The sequence below is a fragment of the Haloarcula hispanica ATCC 33960 genome (genome assembly GCF_000223905.1).
GTDB lineage: Archaea > Halobacteriota > Halobacteria > Halobacteriales > Haloarculaceae > Haloarcula > Haloarcula hispanica.
In genome coordinates this window covers 2381220-2397170 of sequence record NC_015948.1, presented here as the reverse complement: position 1 = coordinate 2397170, position 15951 = coordinate 2381220, and the positions used below count along the sequence as shown (strand labels likewise).

Sequence of the window (15951 nt, the reverse complement as noted above, 5' to 3'; positions counted from 1 at the left end):
ACTATCGACCGAAACATCGACGAGAGCGGTCGTTCCACCGTCTTTCAGCGGATTCGGAAATACGAAATATGTATGCTATATTTTCTTTCACTACTCGTGCGCCCGGACGACACAACGGTCGGCGGTGCACACCGCTCTGTCGATATCTCGCGACCGTTCAGTCGCCACATCACGGAGCCCCCGGCGACTTCGGTCGCTGGCTTCGCGCTATTGAACCCACCTTTCCGTTTCGTATTTCCGAATGCCTGTGACGGTTGTAGAGACTGGTGACGCCCACTTCGCCGTGCGTCAAGCCTCGGAAGCTACCGTAGAGCGATTGTCACAACCGATACGGCAATTTTATTCGAGCGGCACCAGAACTGGTGCCTAATGACACGGGCAAAAACGGACTCGGTCCGGGCGACGCAGACCTCGCTGTCGGTCCTCTCGGGAATCAAAGACCTCGGCGGGAGCGCCACGCTGGTCGAACTCGCCGACTCGCTGGACCCGGCCAAGAGCACGATATACAAACACCTGGTGACGCTAGAAGACGAGGGACTGGTCGTGGAACGGGACGGCGAGTACCGCATCGGGCTCCGGTGGCTGGAGTTCGGCGGCATGGCACAGCGCTACGACGGCATCTACGAGGTGGCAAAGCCCGAGGTCAGACGGATGGCCGTCGAGACCGGCGAACTGGCGAACCTGATGATTGAGGAGCAGGGCTACGGCATCTACATCCACACCACCAGCGGCGACCAGGCGGTCGCGCTCGATACGCGCCTCGGGAAGCGCATCCACCTCCACAAGACCGCTATCGGCAAAGCGCTCCTGTCGAGTTTCGACGATGAGCGGGTCGCGGAAATCATCGAGACCCGCGGGCTGCCGGCCGAGACGGACAACACCATCACAGACCGCGAGACGCTGTTTGCGGAACTGGAGACGATCCGGGAGCGCGGGGTCGCCGATGACACCGAGGAACGGGTCGACGGAACCGGTTGTGTCGGGGTCCCCATCGACACCGGCGACCGGCGCGAGGCCGCCATCAGCATCACCGCGCCCATCAACCGGTTGCAGTCGCCGGGCCGCAAAGCACAACTCATCGACACGGTGCAACAGGCCGCTAACGTCATCGAAGTGAATCTGGCTCACGAATAACCGCTCCGTCTGTTGTCTCGACAGATACACCGAGTTCCGTCGCCAACGGTTGGCCGGTACTGGCAGAATCTAATACCAGTACAGTTGTTATTCGACGGCCGAATACCCGCTGTCCGTGGTGGACAAGTCTGGCTACTGTAGAGAAATACTCCGCCCTCGATACCCTCATTTAGCTCCATAATCGGGCTACTTCAACTCTTTTCAAATATAGTATCTTCTATTTAAGTTCGAAAACTCAAAAACAACTCCGAGTAGCGCAAGCAGTAGTTATATAATTCTATTACAGTACTAGCTTGGAGCGTATAGTTGTAGGTGGTTACTACGGTCATCGACCGGTGTCGTCCCCGCGAGGGTGAACGCTCACCGGTAACACAGGCACACAGCGAGGATGCCGAAGTACGTCACGAGTCCCCAGCACGCCGCGGCGACGACGACCGGGCCCAGAAAGACGGCGAGTCCGCCGGCAACACCCAGGAGTACGACTGCCGACGCCGTCCGGACGCCGCGGCGCTGCCACAGCGCCGCGACGGGCGTGTCGAGAACGAACAGCGCCTCGACACACAGTGCGACGGCCACGCCGACGGCGATGGCGGACTCGGACCAGAACGTCTCAACTGCGCCCGTCTGTCGGAGATACGCGACGAGTGCCAGTCCACAGAGCAGCGCAAACCCGGCGTCGCGTCGGTAGTCGGGCACAGCGGAGGTACACGCCGTAGCCGGAAAGCGATGCTGCCGGCGGCGGCACGCTCGCGGCTACCCCAAGTACAAAGACACTGTCAATCGCAGTGAACCTATGCACCATCCTGGACCGCCGCGGTTCGTGGCGACGGGTGACGAGGTCGAACTCGCGCCCCGCGACCCGGACCCGTCGGCGACCTACACCTGGCGACTGACGCAGGCACCGGCGCAATCAACGGTATCGCTCGGAGACGGCCCGGTCGAACACCTCGTCCCCGACGCGCCGGGCAGATACGTCGTCCGACTCACCGCACCGGACGGCGAACACGACCTTACTGTCCGCGCGTTCCCGGGGACCCTCGAATCGAGCGGGACACACACGTCCGGCCGCTCTGGCGGTCACAGCGGTGGCGTCTCCGGCGGGCAAAGCGGTTCCGGCCGCAGCGGGAGCGGCGAGTACACCGAGGCAGGGGACGGCGGCGACGGCGGCAGTGGCGGCGGCCAGCCACGCCTGACTCTGCGGCCGGACATTGAGGGCGACGAAGCCGTCGTTCGCGCCGATTGCAGTCCCCATCCCGAGGGGACCGAGACGGCCGCCGACCTCGCCGTCGAGTTCCTGCTGGACGACCGTGATGATATCGACGCCGACGCGGTGACCCGGGACGGGACGGCTCTCCGGATTCCGCTGGACGCGCTCCCGGACCGCGCTCGCATCCACGCCGTTGCCATCGGAGACCACGGCTACAGCGTGCCCGACGCCGTCGAGTTTAGCCGCGACGGGGGCGGCATCGAGACCGTGACGAGCGGCGACGGGGTCGCTGCCAGTCGACCGTACGACGCGCCGGCCTGGGCCGAGGACTCGGTCATCTACGAGATTTACGTTCGCACGTTCGCCGGCGATAGCGACGAATCGCCCTTCGACGCGATCATCGACCGTCTGGATTACCTCGACTCGCTCGGCGTCGACGCCATCTGGCTCACGCCGGTGTTACAGAACGACCACGCGCCCCACGGCTACAACATCACCGACTTCTTCGAAATCGCGTCGGACCTCGGCACCCGCGCGGACTACGAGCGGTTCGTCGAGGCGGCCCACGACCGCGGGTTCAAGGTGCTGTTCGACCTGGTGTGTAACCACTCGGCGCGGACCCACCCCTACTTCGAGTCCGCCGTCAACAACCCGGCCAGCGAGTACCGCGACTGGTACGAGTGGCGCACCGAGACCGAGCCAGAGACGTACTTCGAATGGGAGCACATCGCGAACTTCGACTTCGACCACCTGCCGGTCCGCCGGCACCTGCTCGATGCGGTCGCCCAGTGGGCCGAACTGGTCGACGGGTTCCGGTGTGACATGGCCTGGGCCGTCCCGAACAGCTTCTGGCGCGAGATCCACGACTACTGCAAGGACCGCGACAGCGAGTTCCTGCTGCTGGACGAGACCATCCCGTACATCCCAGACTTTCAGGCCGGACTGTTCGATATGCACTTCGACTCGACGACCTACGCCGCGCTCCGGCAGGTCGGCGACGGCGGCGATGCCGAGGCCGTCCTCGGTGCTATCGAGGGGCGGGCGGAGATCGGCTTCCCGGAGCACGCGTCGTTCATGCTGTACGCGGAGAACCACGACGAGACGCGCTACGTCGTCGACTACGGGCGGGGCGCCGCCGAGGCCGCCGCGGGTGCGCTGTTCACGCTCCCGGGCGCGCCGCTGCTGTACGCCGGCCAGGAGTTCGGACAGCGCGGCCGGCGCGACGACCTCGCGTGGGACCACGCCGACGAGGCGCTCCAGTCGTTCGTCAGTGACCTCTCCGCGGTCAGACACGACCAGCCGGCGCTGTCGGCCGACGCGGACCTCCTCCGAATCCCGTACGAGGTCCGTGACGGCCCGTCCGACCGCGTCGTCGCGTACGCGCGGACAACTGCGGGGGACGCGGCTGTCGTCGTGCTCAACTTCAGTAGTGAACCGTCGACGGTCGGGCTACCAGCCGGGACCGATGATACCGACCTCGTTTCTGGGGAGCATCGTGGAGCTGCTGATGACGGGGACACAGCAGTCACCGTCGACAGCGCCGCCGTGTTCCCGGCTGACGAGAGCGCTCTAAACCAGTAGACCGAGCGCGCGGATCTGTTCGGCATCAGCGGCCCCGTTCTCCCGGGATATGCAGCCACTCCCTCGAAGTATCACTAATTTGTCCGAACCACAGGAGTTTATAGAGATTGGTCTGCTTTGATGTGTATGCGGCTTTCGACAGCGCTCAACGAATACAAGCGGACTCGTCACGAGCGCTTTCCAGAAGAACGCAGGACTGTTTCAGGCTCTTTCTCCGGGCACGGTGATCGGCTCGTACACGTCGGCGAAGACGGCACGCTGAAGGACTATTCCGATTCGCTCTCCGGGCTCTCCGGTATTGACCGCTCCAGGCTCGGGGTTATGCTTGGGGACGAAACACGGTGGTTCAGTGACCTGGAAACGATCAGACAGCACTACTACCGCGAGACGCGGCTCGTCGAGACCGAATACGACGCGGGGTCGTTCACGGTCCACCAGTACGATCTGACGCTGGGCCGGGCCCACGTCACGCACGTCGCGATGCGCGGGGCGGTTCCACAGGACGCCAAGCTCGTGGCGTTCGTCACGCTGGCCCCCGACAGCAGCGACAGCGGCGTCGGCTCGCTGATTCACGAAGACGCCGGGCCAGACGACTCGCGCGTACTGGAGGTGTACCATCGGCGAGAGCACGATTACCTCGCCTCGTCGACCGGGCTGGACGCCGTCGCCGGACAGCGGCCGGAACGCCTCGCGGAGATACTCGACGGCAGCCCGATTGCGTTCCCGCGGTCGGAGCCAGTCGAGCGACGCGACCAGACCCGCCTCACCGGTGACTTCCTCGTGACCGCGCCGCTTGACCGGTCCGGACGCAGCAAGGACACGACGCTGGTCAGTCAGCTCTCGAACCACGACGAGGTCGACCGGGAGACGGCACTCCTCGACCTCGCCGACTGTGTGACGGAGCACACGACGTCTGACGATCTCCGGCAGGCCGGGCGGGAGCGAACGCGCATCGACGTGGCCGAATCGACGCCGCGGTCAGATTCGATACGGATGGACCTGCGGGTGCTTGACCTGCTGTCCTCGCCGACCGGCGGTCGCATCGCCGCCCCGGAGTTCGACCCGTTCTACTCGAACTCCGGCGGCTACGGCTACGTCTGGTTCCGCGACGACGCCTCGGTCTCCCGGCATCTGCTCGAAGCCGGCGACCGACTCGATATCGACACCGTCGAAATGTTGACCGAGAGCGCGGCGTTCCTCTGTGACAGCCAGCTTTCCGACGGGCGGTGGCCCCACCGCGTCTGGGCCGATACCGGGGCTATCGCGCCGGGCTGGGCCAACGCCAGAGTCGAGCACAACGCCGAATCGCCGGAGTACCAGGCCGACCAGACCGCGACCGTCACCGCCTTCCTCGCGACGCTGCTGCGAACACACCGCGGCAAGATGGACGCCGAACTGACGGCGATGGTTCGGGAGACAATCGATGCGGCCGTCGACACGCTCATCGAAGACATCGCGGCCAACGACCTGCCCGAGCCGTGTCAGAACGTCTGGGAGGACTCGGTCGGCCAGTTCACGCACACCACTGCGACGTTCATCGAGGCCTTCGCCGCGGTGACCCGCGCCCCGATGCCCGAATCGGTCTGTGAGCAGAGTCTGGCGGCAGCCGACCGGTTGCTAGACGGGCTGGATACGCTCTGGGACAGTGATCTGGGCGTGTACGTGATGGGGCTGACAAACGGGACGCCGGACCACCGCATCGACGCCGCGGGGCTCCACCTCGCGGACGCGCTGCAGGAGTACGACAGCGTCGAGTCGACCACGCTTGCTGACCAGCACATCATCCGCCTGGCCGATCATGTGAGCACGACGCTCGATACACTCTTTCGGAACCCCACCGAGAGCCAGGTTGCGGGACTGGCCCGCTACGAGGGCGACCGCTGGCGGACCGGTCATCAGGACAGCGAGAAGGTCTGGACGGTTACGACGGCGATGGGGGCCCTCGCCGCCGCCCGCGTCGGCGATATGCTGAACGACCGCGACGGGAGCGGCGACGCCTACCTCGACCGCGCGAGCGACCTGTACGAACTGCTCGAGGACGACGGGCCGCTCACGACCGACGCCGGCTACCTCGCCGAACAGGCCTTCGACGACGGCGACCTCGACAGCGCGACGCCGCTTGGCTGGTCCCACGCGTTGCGGCTCCACGCGACGGCCCGGCTGGGTGAGCTAAACGCGCTCCCGACGACATCGGCGGGAACCGAGGGGCCGAGCGAGCGCCCGACCTGGACGACCGGGGAGAAGTACGGCGTCGGCACCGTCGCCGACCACGACGAACCGGACCCCTCGCGCGTCTGGTTCACGCTCACAGAGGGCGCGCTGACAGAGGCTCGCTACCCGCAGGTCGACCTGATGAACCTGCGGACGCTGGATTTTCTGGTCCGGTGTACGGACGAGACGGACTACGCCGTCCGGACCCATCGCGAGAACCGCCGGACCGACGACAGCGTCAGGCGACGCGTCGAACCGGTCGACGATGAGGCGCTCCTCTATCGCCACGTCTTCACCGAGACCGGCGACGGCCGGGGCCACGAGTGGACGCTGACCGTCGACTACGCGACCGACCCCGAGCACGACGCCATCGTCGCCGACGTGTCCTTCAGCGCCAAGGACGGCAAATCATACGACGTGTTCTCGGTCGCGGACATCGCGCTCACCAGCACGGTCACCGAGGACCGCGCCATCAGATACGGCCAGCCCGGGAGCTACCACCTCGTGGGCCGGAACCCTCGCGCCTACACCGATCAGACGGACAACGACTTGCTCGTCGACGAGAACGGCGACGCATACTCCATCGCCGTGGCGATGGCCGCGGCCGGGCGTTTCGACTGGGCCACCGTCGGCGCGGCCGGCAGCGACCACCTCGATGGGCTGTACTCCGACGGAGACCTCCCGAACCCGGTCGAATCCATCGACGGGACGAACCTCGTCCTCATCGGCCGGCTGGACTCGGGGACCAGAGTCAGCGACACGGTCGCGCTCGGCTTCGCGCGACAGGCTGACACCGCCGCCGCGCTGGGCGAAGCCGACGGGGCGCTCGACCGCGGCTACGAGACGGTCAGCGCGGAGTACGCCGACAGCTGGGGTGACTTCCTTTCGGACAAGCAACTTCCGGAGTCGGTTGCCGACGACGAGGCACTGGCAAACCAGTACAGGACAGCGCTGATGACGCTGTTAGCGGTCGAGGACAAGACCTACCGCGGCGCGTCCATCGCCTCGCCGTCCGTGCCGTGGGGCGAGGCCGTCCACGCCGAGGAGCCCAAGGGCTACGGCTACAACTTCGTCTGGTCCCGGGACCTGTACCAGGTGTTCAGCGTATTCGACGCTATCGGGTCGCTAGATATCGCCACGGAGCAACTGGAGTACATCTACGAGTACCAGCAGGACGAGGCCGGCTTCATCCCGCAAAACACCTACGTCAACGGGACGACCCGCTGGGGCGGCGAGCAGATGGACAACATCTCGTTCCCGCAGGTGATGGCGTACCGCCTCGCCGAGGGCGGCGTCGACTTCGAGGACGTCGAGTACAGCTACGAGAACGTCCGGCGGTCGGCCGAGTACGTCGTCCGCCACGGCCCCGAAACGGCACAGGAGCGCTGGGAAGAGGAGGCCGGCTTCTCGCCGTCCTCGATTGCGGCCGAAATCGCGGGGCTCGCGTGTGCGGCGAAGCTCGCACTCGACACCGGCCACGAGGCCGACGCGCTTGTCTGGCTGTCGCTGGCCGACCAGTGGGCGAACAACGTCGAGGCCTGGACCGCGACCGAGACCGGGACCGAGCGCCACACCAACACGCCCTACTACACGCGGGTCACGCTCGATGGGAACCCCGAGATGGGGCACCTCCGCACGCTTGCTAACGACGGCCCGACGCTGGACGAACGGAACATCATCGATGGCGGCTTCCTCGAACTCGTCCGGCTGGGTATCAAGCCCGACGACGACGAGACCATCCGGAACTCGCTCGTCGAGGTCGACGACACCATCAGCGTCGACACGGAGTACGCGCCCGGGTTCTACCGGTACAACGGCGACGGCTACGGCGAACGCGGCCGGGACGACCAGGGCGCGCCGTGGACGGTCGAACACAAAGGGAAGGGCCGCCTCTGGCCGCTGCTCACCGGCGAGCGCGCCGAGTACGAACTCCACCGTGACGACCCGGACATCCCGCCGGAGAACGCCCTCCAGATGATGCAGGACGTGGCGAACTCGGGACGGATGATCGCCGAACAGATCTGGGACCGGGGCCACGCGACCGACTACGACTGGGAGTTCGCCGAAGGGACCGGCTCGGCGACGCCGCTGGCGTGGTCGATGGCCCAGTACGTGCGGCTGGCCCACGGCATCAGCGCCGGTGAACCGGTCGAAACGCCCGCGTTCGTCGACGACCGCTACCGCAAGCGGCGGGCCCACACGCCCGACCGCAGCCCCGCGCTCCGCGTCGACACGCAGTTCCGCGGGAACGAACTGGTCGTCTCCGGCGAGACGACCGGCGTCTGTGTCGTCGTCAAAACGCCCGCTGATATCACGTACATCCCCGTCGAGGAACGTGAGTTCGAGGTCGCAGTCGACGTCGACCCCGGTGAGAACCAGGTGATCGTCGCCGCCGCGGACGACGAGGATCTGGTCACCGCCGGGACAACCGTCTGGCAGCTCAACCTCTAGCCACTCCAACAAGTAGTTACCACTTTATAACTCGGGTCTGACTGTGGGATATGGACGCGATAGTTCTAGCTGGCGGCTACGCGACACGGCTGTGGCCGATCACCCGTCGTCGACCGAAGATGCTGCTCCCGGTCGGCGAGACGACGGTTATCGATGGAGTCCTGCAATCACTGGAAGCCGACGACCGAATCGAGACGACGTACCTGAGCACGAACGAGGCCTTCGCCGACGAGTTCGAGGCTCACATCGACGAGATGGGCTACGAGAAGGTCCAGCTCTCCGTCGAGAGTACGGCGGACGAAGACGAGAAGTTCGGCGTCGTCGGCGCGCTCGCGCAACTGATCGACCGCGAGGGCATCGACGACGACCTGTTTGTCATCGGCGGCGACAACCTCATCGGCTTCGACCCCTCGGAGTTTCTGGATTTCTTCGAGGAGCGCGACGGGCCGGCACTCGCCGCCTACGACGTGGGCTCACGGGAGAAAGCCAAGTCCTACGGGCTCGTCGAACTCGACGGCGAGCGCGTCGTCGACTTTCAGGAGAAGCCCGACAACCCCAAGAGCACGCTCGTCTCGATTGCCTGTTACGCCTTCCCGGCCGACTCGCTCCGCTTTGAGGAGTACCTCTCGGGCGACAACAACCCCGACGAACCGGGCTGGTACATCGACTGGCTGCAACAGCAGGAGCCGGTGTCCGCGTTCACGTTCGACGACGTCTGGTTCGACATCGGAACGCCCGACTCGTATTTCGAAACGGTCGAGTGGAAACTCGACGGCGGGTCGCTCATCCACCCCGACGCGACCGTCGAGAACTCCGAGATCGGTGACACCGTCCATGTGATGGCTGGGGCGGAAGTGACCGACAGCAGCCTCGACCGGTCCATCGTCTTCCCGGACGCCGAGGTCCACGACTGTGATATCGACGAAACGATTCTCGGCGAGAACGTCCACGTCGAGGGGTACAACATGTCCGGGTCGCTCATCATCAACCGCTGATGGCTCGCGGCGATGGGGCCACCGTTCGAGTGCAGGACGCGACACGATTCGCCGCCAGCCACCGCACTGCTGGCGAAGGACTAAGTGACACAGCGCCGTCTACTCGCCGTACGAAAGTTATCTGACAACATGGCACAACCAGAAACGGAGCCAGTCACGTTCGAGATGACAATCGACGACGGCCGGACCAGAATCGACGTCTCGGGCGACCGCGACACGGCCGTCGTGGTCCGCTCGAAATCGGGCGAGAAGATATACCTGCCGCCGGAGGACTTCGACCGCCCCCCAGAGGACAGGCAGACACCGTACGACAGCCCCTACCAGTCGGCTGACGGGACCGCAGACAGCCCGTACCGGACACAAACCGATACGACGTCCGTGACAGGGCTGGAGCCGACCGCCGACGGCTACCTCATCGTTCACCCGGAACCGGTCACTGACGTTCGCTTCCTCCGGTAAGCGTTCGGTCGTCGTCAGGCTTCGTCGAGAACCTCGTGGTAGAACTCGACGTGTTCGTCGGCTACTTCCTCCCAGGTCCGAACATCGTAGTCGATGGGCGTCGACAGCGATAGAGCGCGCTCGATCCCTTCGGCGATAGAGTCCGAATCGGGTTCGACCTCGATGACGCAGTCCTCGTTGAGGAGTTCCGCCGCCCCGCTCTCGCAGGCGACGACGCGCGTCCCGACCGATAGCGCTTCGACGATGGTGATGCCGAACGGCTCCGCCAGCGAGGGCGAGACGAACAGGTCTGCGCTGTTGTAGTAGTCTCCGAGCTCCGACTGGGGGAGATACCCCGGGAAGTAGACCCGGTCCTCGACGCCCAGCAGCTCCGCGAACCGTTCGAGCTGTTCAGTGAGATGCCCCGAGCCACCGAGTACCAGGCTCACGTCGTCCCGACCGAGCTTCGAGAGCGCGTACAGCAGGTACGACAGCCCTTTCTGGTCGGTGTGTCGGCCGACGAAAAACAGCATCTTTCCGTCGATACCGAGTTCCGCTTTGATGTCCCGGCCCGTCGGCTCCACCGACGAGAACCCGTTGTAGATGACCGTCGAGTCGGCGTCGTACTGCTCGCGTATCCGTCGCTGGGTAAACTCACTCACCGCGACGAGGTGGTCCGAGCGGTTGGCGACCCGCTGTTCCGTCTCGACTTCCCGCTGTGGCGGCGTCACGTTCCGGTCCGCCGACAGCGAGTGGAAGGTCGAGATCCATTCGACGTCGTGGGCTGATTTGGCTCGCGAACCGGGGTTGTAGCCGAACCAGTCGTTCGTGTGGATAATGTCGGCATCGGCCGCCTCGTCGGCGAACTCTCCAGCCAGCCGGCCGATGCGAGTGACGATGTCGCCGCTTCCCGTCGAGACGCCGTGGATGCCGTCGCGGTCCGGCGGCGCGTACTCCGCGGGCAACACCAACTCGAACTCGACGTCGTCTCTCGGTTCAAGCTGTTCGAACAGCTCCCCGATAGCGGTATCAAGCCCGCCGGTGATGTTGGGTGGGAACCCCCAGCCAAGCATCAGAACGTTCGGTGGCATCTCTGTAACTGGCTCTCTCACCATAGCATCAAATGGATACAATATATATGTTTGCGTGCGCTCTTCTCCGGCCCCGCAAGCAGACACGATGGCAGTCACCGACCCCGCCCATTGAAATGCCTGTCAGGGCAACAGGTGCGTATGCAATTCGAACGGCAGAGTGGCGTGTTTCTCCACCAAACGTCGCTCCCGGGGCCACACGGTATCGGCGACCTCGGTGCCGGCGCGCGGGCGTTCGTCGACTTTCTCGACCGGGCCGACCAGTCGCTGTGGCAGTTCTGTCCGCTCGGTCCCACGGCGAGCATCCACGGGAACTCCCCGTACCAGTCGTCGTCCGCCTTCGCCGGAAACCCGCTGCTCATCGACCTCCGCGACCTCGTCGACCGCGGCTATCTCACAGCGGACGAGGTCGACCCGCCCGAGGATTTCTCACAACAGCACGTCAAGTACGACCGCGTGACCGAGTTCAAGGAGCGCCGGCTCCGGACCGCGTACGAGCGCTTCGACGAGAGCGCAAGCGATGCGGACCAGCAGTCGTTCGCCGAGTTCTGCGAGCGCGAGGCCGGCTGGCTGGACGACTACGCGCTGTTCACGGCGCTGAAAGCCGAGTTCGACGATGCCGGCTGGATGGACTGGCCGGACGATATCAGAACGCGAGAGCCGGCGGCCGTGGAGCGATACCGGGACGAACTGGCCGACGATATTCGCTACCACAAGTTCGTCCAGTGGTGCTTCGACAGCCAGTGGCAGGCGCTGGCCGAGTACGCGGCCGAACGGGACATCGGCCTCGTCGGCGACCTCCCCATCTACGTCGGCCTCGACTCGGCGGACGTCTGGGCGTATCCAGAGGTGTTCCGACTCGACGACGACCACCACCCTGCAGAGGTGGCCGGCGTCCCGCCCAATCCCGGCGACGACGGCCAGCGATGGGGGAATCCCGTCTACGACTGGGACGCCCTCCGTGCGAACGACTACGGCTGGTGGGTCGACCGGTTCGAGCGGCTGTTCGACCTCGTCGACATCGCCCGCATCGACCACTTCAAGGGCTTCGACGAGTTCTGGTCGATTCCGGCCGAGGCGGACGACCCGGCCGCCGGGCAGTGGCGGGACGGCCCCGGCGCGCACTTCTTCGAGACGGTCAGAGACCGGCTCGGCGAACTGCCGTTCTTCGTCGAGGATCTGGGCTTTCTCGACGAGAGCATCGTCGCGCTTCGGGACCGGTTCGGCTTCCCCGGCATGCGCGTGCCACAGTACGCCGACTGGTGCGAGGAGGGGCATATGTACCAGCCGATGCACTACCCGGAGTCGGCCGTCGGCTACACCTCGACCCACGATACGGACACTATCGTCGGCTACTACCGCGACCTCGCGGACCGGCAACGGGACTGCCTCCACTACAACCTCGGCACCGACGGAGACGAGATCAACTGGGACCTCATCGAGGCGGTGTGGAACTCGAACGCCGTCGTCGCGATGACGACCATGCAAGACCTGCTCGGCCTCGACAGCGACGCCCGGTTCAACGTCCCCGGCACGGCGACCGGGAACTGGCAGTGGCGGGTGACCGAAGACGCCATCAACGACGAGGTCGCCGAACGGCTCAGACAGGTCACCGACAGAACGATCCGCTGAGTACCTTCAGAACTGCAGGATACCGTCTTCCGTGACGACCGTATCGAGCAGGCGGGTCGGCGTCGCGTCGTAGCCCGGGTTCCCGATATCGAACCCCTCCGGGGGTTCGAGCATCACGTCCGACCCTTGCCGGAACGTGTTCCTGAAGGTGAAGCCGCTCCCGATGAACTTCGACGAGGTCCCGACGACGGTCACGGGGACGTCCATCTCGTTGGCCGTCGCGGCCAGTGGCAACGTCCCGATACGGTTGTACACCGTGTCGTCGATGAGGCAGTTCATGCCGACGAACACGCGGTCGGCCTCCGAGAGGTAGTGGCCCGCCGCACCGTCGACGATGAGCGTCACGTCGGCCCCGTCCCGGTCGGCCAACTGGCGGGCGGTTCGCCGGCCCAGGAAATGCGGCCGCGACTCTCTGGCGTACAGGTGGAACTCCTTGCCGTCGTCAAGCGCCGCCATGAGCGTCGCCATCACCGTCGAGGAGTTCTCGTGAGTCACCAGCACGTCGCCGTCGTCGATGAGCGTCGCCGCCCGCTCCGCCGCGCGGTCCTTGCTGGTCTCGATTTCCGTGACGACCTCGTCGATTGTGTCGAGCAATCGCTCCTTGGCCTCTGAGACGGAGTCGAGGTCGGCGTCTTTCAGGTCCGTGACGATACGCTGCTGTGTGGTGTACAGCGGCGCGTGCGAGCGGTTCGCCCGCTGGAGCGCACTACTGTTGCGCTCGACCACGCGGAGGAAGTCCTCGACCGTGTGGCACTCGCGGTCTGTTAGCTCGCGGAGCGCCTTCGCAGCTTTCACGGCGGCAATCGAGGAACTCTGTGTCTCCATCTCCTCGATCTGCCGCACGGTCTCGTTTATCATGAGTGTACGTGCGGTTGCCTCCCTTATAACGCTACAGCCGGCTGACAGCCCGTTCCCGCGGCTTGCAACGGGCCACGACGGGCGTGGTCACACCGACCCGACCACGTCCTCGTCGGTCGGTCCCTGACCGTCGAACTCGGCCACGAGCGCGTCCAACTGCGCCGGGTCGTCGACGCTCGGGAGCCTTCGGTCCGCAGTCCGACAGTCCGCATCGACGCCGATGCCGTCACAGACGAGGTCGGCCGTCGCCTCGGCCATCTGCCGGTAGGTGGTCAGTTTACCGCCGACGATGCTCGCCATGTTGTCGACGCCGTCGTCGGCGTGGTCGAGCAGGAAGAAGCCACGCGAGATGCCGCGGCCGCCGCGCTCGTCCTCGTCTGGGGCGTACAACGGCCGGACGCCCCACCAGGTTCGGACCTCGGGGGCGTCTGCAACTGGCGGCAGCATCGCCGCACACTCTTCGATGCTCTCTTCGATTTCCCACTGCTCCGTCTCGTACTCGTCCGGGTCGCGGACCGGCACGCTCGTCGTCCCGAGGACGGCCTCGCGCTCGTGTGGCACGACGATGTCGCCGTCGTCGGGGTCCCGGCAGCGGTTGAGTACCGGCCCGAGGTCGTCGTACTCGACGGAGACCATCACGCCCCGCGTCGGTTGCATCTCGACGTCGAGGTCGGCCATCGCGGCGAACTGGCCCGCCCAGGCACCGGTCGCGTTGACGACGTAGTCGGCCTCGATAGTGTCGTTGATTGCCCCACCGACCCGCACGCCGGTCACCTGTCCGTCCTCGACGAGCACGTCCTCGACAGGTGCGTGCGGGTGTATCGTTGCGCCGTGGTCGCGAGCATCGGCGGCGTTCGCGGCGACCAGGCGCGACGGGTAGATGACGGCGTCAGGGACCTCGAACGCGCGCTCGACCTCCGCGGCGAGGTCGGGCACCCGCTCTTGGGCTGCATCGCTGTCCAGCGTCTCGACGGGGATGCCGATGTCTTCACAGGCCGCCCGTTTGGCCTCGAAGTAGTCGGGGTCGTCCCCGGCGAGTTGGACGAACAGGCCCCCGGTGTCGCGGATGCAGGCCCCGGCGATGTCCTTGAGTATCCGGTTTTCGGTGATGCACTCCTCGGCACCGACCCGGTCTGCCTCGGCGTAGCGGGCACCGCTGTGCAGCAACCCGTGCGAGCGTCCGGAGGTACCGCTTGTCAGCCCGTCACGCTCGACAAGCGTCACGTCGATGCCACGGAGTGCGAGGTCACGAGCGACGCCAGCGCCGGTCGCGCCACCACCGACGACGAGGACATCCGTCTCAATTGCCATGTATTTGATTAGGGTAGCTGACGTAAGGTTCCTCCGATACCGGGGGTTTCGACAACTGTGCGTCCAGTTTCACCCCCGGAAACTGACCGCGGCCGGTGGACACGAACCCGGTAAAGTGCTACCGGATCGAACGAGTGAGACACGGTTCCAGTAGCCGTTGTCGTCGGCTGTGTGACCGCGTAAATGGTGGCTGCTCCGTTTCTCCGTTGTCTCCCACTCGCAAGACCTGCCTCGATCAGATATCCTGCCCGGTCGGCCTGATCAGGAGTTCGTTCACGTCCACGCGGGCGGGCTGGCTCGTCGCGTACACGATGCCGCGAGCGATATCGTCGGGGTGGAGCATTGGGAGGTCCATCTCCGCGAACCGCTCAAGCACTTGCTCGTCCGGAACGTGTGTCGCGAGTTCCGTATCGACAGCACCCGGTTCGATAACCGTCGTCCGGATGCCCTGTGTCGTCACTTCCTGCCGGACTGCCTCGGTGAACGCGTTCACACCGAACTTTGTCGCGTTGTAGCCGCTCGAATCGGCCGAGGCCCGGCGTCCCGCGACGGAGGAGACGTTGACGATGTGGCCGCTCTCCTGCTCTTGCATGACCGGAAGCACTGCGTGGGTGAGGTTCATCAGTCCGAGCAGGTTCACCTCGACCATCTGCCGGAGGTTCGAGCGATCTGCCCGCTCCAGTGGTTCGAGGAGCATCACGCCGGCGTTGTTGACGAGGATGTCGATGCGACCGTACTCGTCGGTCGTCGCGTCGACCAGCGAGTCGATGTCGTCTTCGTCGGTCACGTCGGTCGGCACAACCAGCGCATCCCCGCCAGCCGACTCGATTCGGTCCGCCAGAGCCTCTAGCTCGTCAGCGCGGCGGGCCGCCAGCGCCACGCTCGCGCCCGCGTCGGCCAGCGCCTCCGCGGTTGCCTCACCGATTCCCGACGATGCGCCGGTTACAATCGCCACGTCGCCTGCAAGCCGCTGTGCGTCCTGATCGTCTGCTGCAGATTCGTCTGACATCGCTGTTTAGTCAGTGCGACAGCCACGAGCGTC

Annotated in this window: 11 protein-coding genes; 6 read left to right on the top strand and 5 right to left on the bottom strand. The window is 65.4% G+C overall.

Annotated elements, in window-relative coordinates:
- Positions 1–369 precede the first annotated feature (369 nt).
- Positions 370–1134 (top strand): IclR family transcriptional regulator, encoded by a 765-nt coding sequence (locus tag HAH_RS12015; protein ID WP_014041162.1) that lies wholly within the window; start codon positions 370–372, stop codon positions 1132–1134.
- A 360-nt stretch (positions 1135–1494) separates the two neighbouring features.
- Here the strand turns inward: HAH_RS12015 and HAH_RS12010 are convergent, their stop codons facing one another.
- A complete protein-coding gene (locus HAH_RS12010) occupies positions 1495–1830 on the bottom strand; it encodes a hypothetical protein (protein ID WP_014041161.1) in 336 nt (111 codons plus the stop codon).
- A gap of 97 nt (positions 1831–1927) precedes the next feature.
- Here HAH_RS12010 and malA point away from each other — a divergent pair, with 97 nt between their 5' ends.
- The 4 genes from malA (at position 1928) to HAH_RS11990 (ending at position 10038) form a co-directional block, all read left to right on the top strand.
- Positions 1928–3922: an alpha-amylase MalA gene (malA, locus tag HAH_RS12005; RefSeq protein ID WP_023843400.1), complete on the top strand. Its 1995-nt coding sequence runs from the start codon at positions 1928–1930 to the stop codon at positions 3920–3922.
- A gap of 126 nt (positions 3923–4048) precedes the next feature.
- Positions 4049–8584: a glycoside hydrolase family 15 protein gene (locus tag HAH_RS12000; protein WP_044952008.1), complete on the top strand. Its 4536-nt coding sequence runs from the start codon at positions 4049–4051 to the stop codon at positions 8582–8584.
- Positions 8585–8634: 50 nt separating this feature from the next.
- Entirely contained in the window at positions 8635–9579 is a 945-nt protein-coding gene (locus HAH_RS11995) for a sugar phosphate nucleotidyltransferase (RefSeq protein WP_014041158.1), read from the top strand.
- A gap of 129 nt (positions 9580–9708) precedes the next feature.
- Positions 9709–10038: a DUF7510 family protein gene (locus HAH_RS11990; RefSeq protein ID WP_011223949.1), complete on the top strand. Its 330-nt coding sequence runs from the start codon at positions 9709–9711 to the stop codon at positions 10036–10038.
- Positions 10039–10052: 14 nt separating this feature from the next.
- On the opposite strand, the gene HAH_RS11985 is transcribed toward HAH_RS11990, so the two are convergent.
- Positions 10053–11108 carry a glycosyltransferase family 4 protein gene (locus tag HAH_RS11985; protein ID WP_044952006.1) on the bottom strand — a complete coding sequence of 352 codons (1056 nt, stop codon included), beginning with the start codon at positions 11106–11108 and terminating at the stop codon, positions 10053–10055.
- 141 nt (positions 11109–11249) lie between these two features.
- Between HAH_RS11985 and malQ the strand changes: the two genes are divergently transcribed.
- Positions 11250–12740 carry a 4-alpha-glucanotransferase gene (gene malQ / locus HAH_RS11980; RefSeq protein WP_023843398.1) on the top strand — a complete coding sequence of 497 codons (1491 nt, stop codon included), beginning with the start codon at positions 11250–11252 and terminating at the stop codon, positions 12738–12740.
- 6 nt (positions 12741–12746) lie between these two features.
- Here malQ and HAH_RS11975 read toward each other — a convergent pair whose 3' ends face one another.
- The 3 genes from HAH_RS11975 to HAH_RS11965 all read right to left on the bottom strand — a co-directional run bounded on the left by HAH_RS11975 (position 12747) and on the right by HAH_RS11965 (position 15918).
- Positions 12747–13598 (bottom strand): translation initiation factor eIF-2B, encoded by an 852-nt coding sequence (locus HAH_RS11975; protein WP_014041155.1) that lies wholly within the window; start codon positions 13596–13598, stop codon positions 12747–12749.
- Positions 13599–13685: 87 nt separating this feature from the next.
- A complete protein-coding gene (locus tag HAH_RS11970) occupies positions 13686–14909 on the bottom strand; it encodes an FAD-dependent oxidoreductase (RefSeq protein WP_014041154.1) in 1224 nt (407 codons plus the stop codon).
- A 235-nt stretch (positions 14910–15144) separates the two neighbouring features.
- A complete protein-coding gene (locus HAH_RS11965; RefSeq protein WP_014041153.1) occupies positions 15145–15918 on the bottom strand; it encodes an SDR family oxidoreductase in 774 nt (257 codons plus the stop codon).
- Positions 15919–15951 lie beyond the last annotated feature (33 nt).

Coding starts and splice junctions, on each gene's coding strand:
- HAH_RS12015 (WP_014041162.1), top strand. CDS start 370: ATGACACGGGCAAAAACGGACTCGGTCCGGGCGACGCAGACCTCGCTG.
- malA (WP_023843400.1), top strand. CDS start 1,928: ATGCACCATCCTGGACCGCCGCGGTTCGTGGCGACGGGTGACGAGGTC.
- HAH_RS12000 (WP_044952008.1), top strand. CDS start 4,049: ATGCGGCTTTCGACAGCGCTCAACGAATACAAGCGGACTCGTCACGAG.
- HAH_RS11995 (WP_014041158.1), top strand. CDS start 8,635: ATGGACGCGATAGTTCTAGCTGGCGGCTACGCGACACGGCTGTGGCCG.
- HAH_RS11990 (WP_011223949.1), top strand. CDS start 9,709: ATGGCACAACCAGAAACGGAGCCAGTCACGTTCGAGATGACAATCGAC.
- HAH_RS11985 (WP_044952006.1), bottom strand. CDS start 11,108: ATGCCACCGAACGTTCTGATGCTTGGCTGGGGGTTCCCACCCAACATC.
- malQ (WP_023843398.1), top strand. CDS start 11,250: ATGCAATTCGAACGGCAGAGTGGCGTGTTTCTCCACCAAACGTCGCTC.
- HAH_RS11975 (WP_014041155.1), bottom strand. CDS start 13,598: ATGATAAACGAGACCGTGCGGCAGATCGAGGAGATGGAGACACAGAGT.
- HAH_RS11970 (WP_014041154.1), bottom strand. CDS start 14,909: ATGGCAATTGAGACGGATGTCCTCGTCGTCGGTGGTGGCGCGACCGGC.
- HAH_RS11965 (WP_014041153.1), bottom strand. CDS start 15,918: ATGTCAGACGAATCTGCAGCAGACGATCAGGACGCACAGCGGCTTGCA.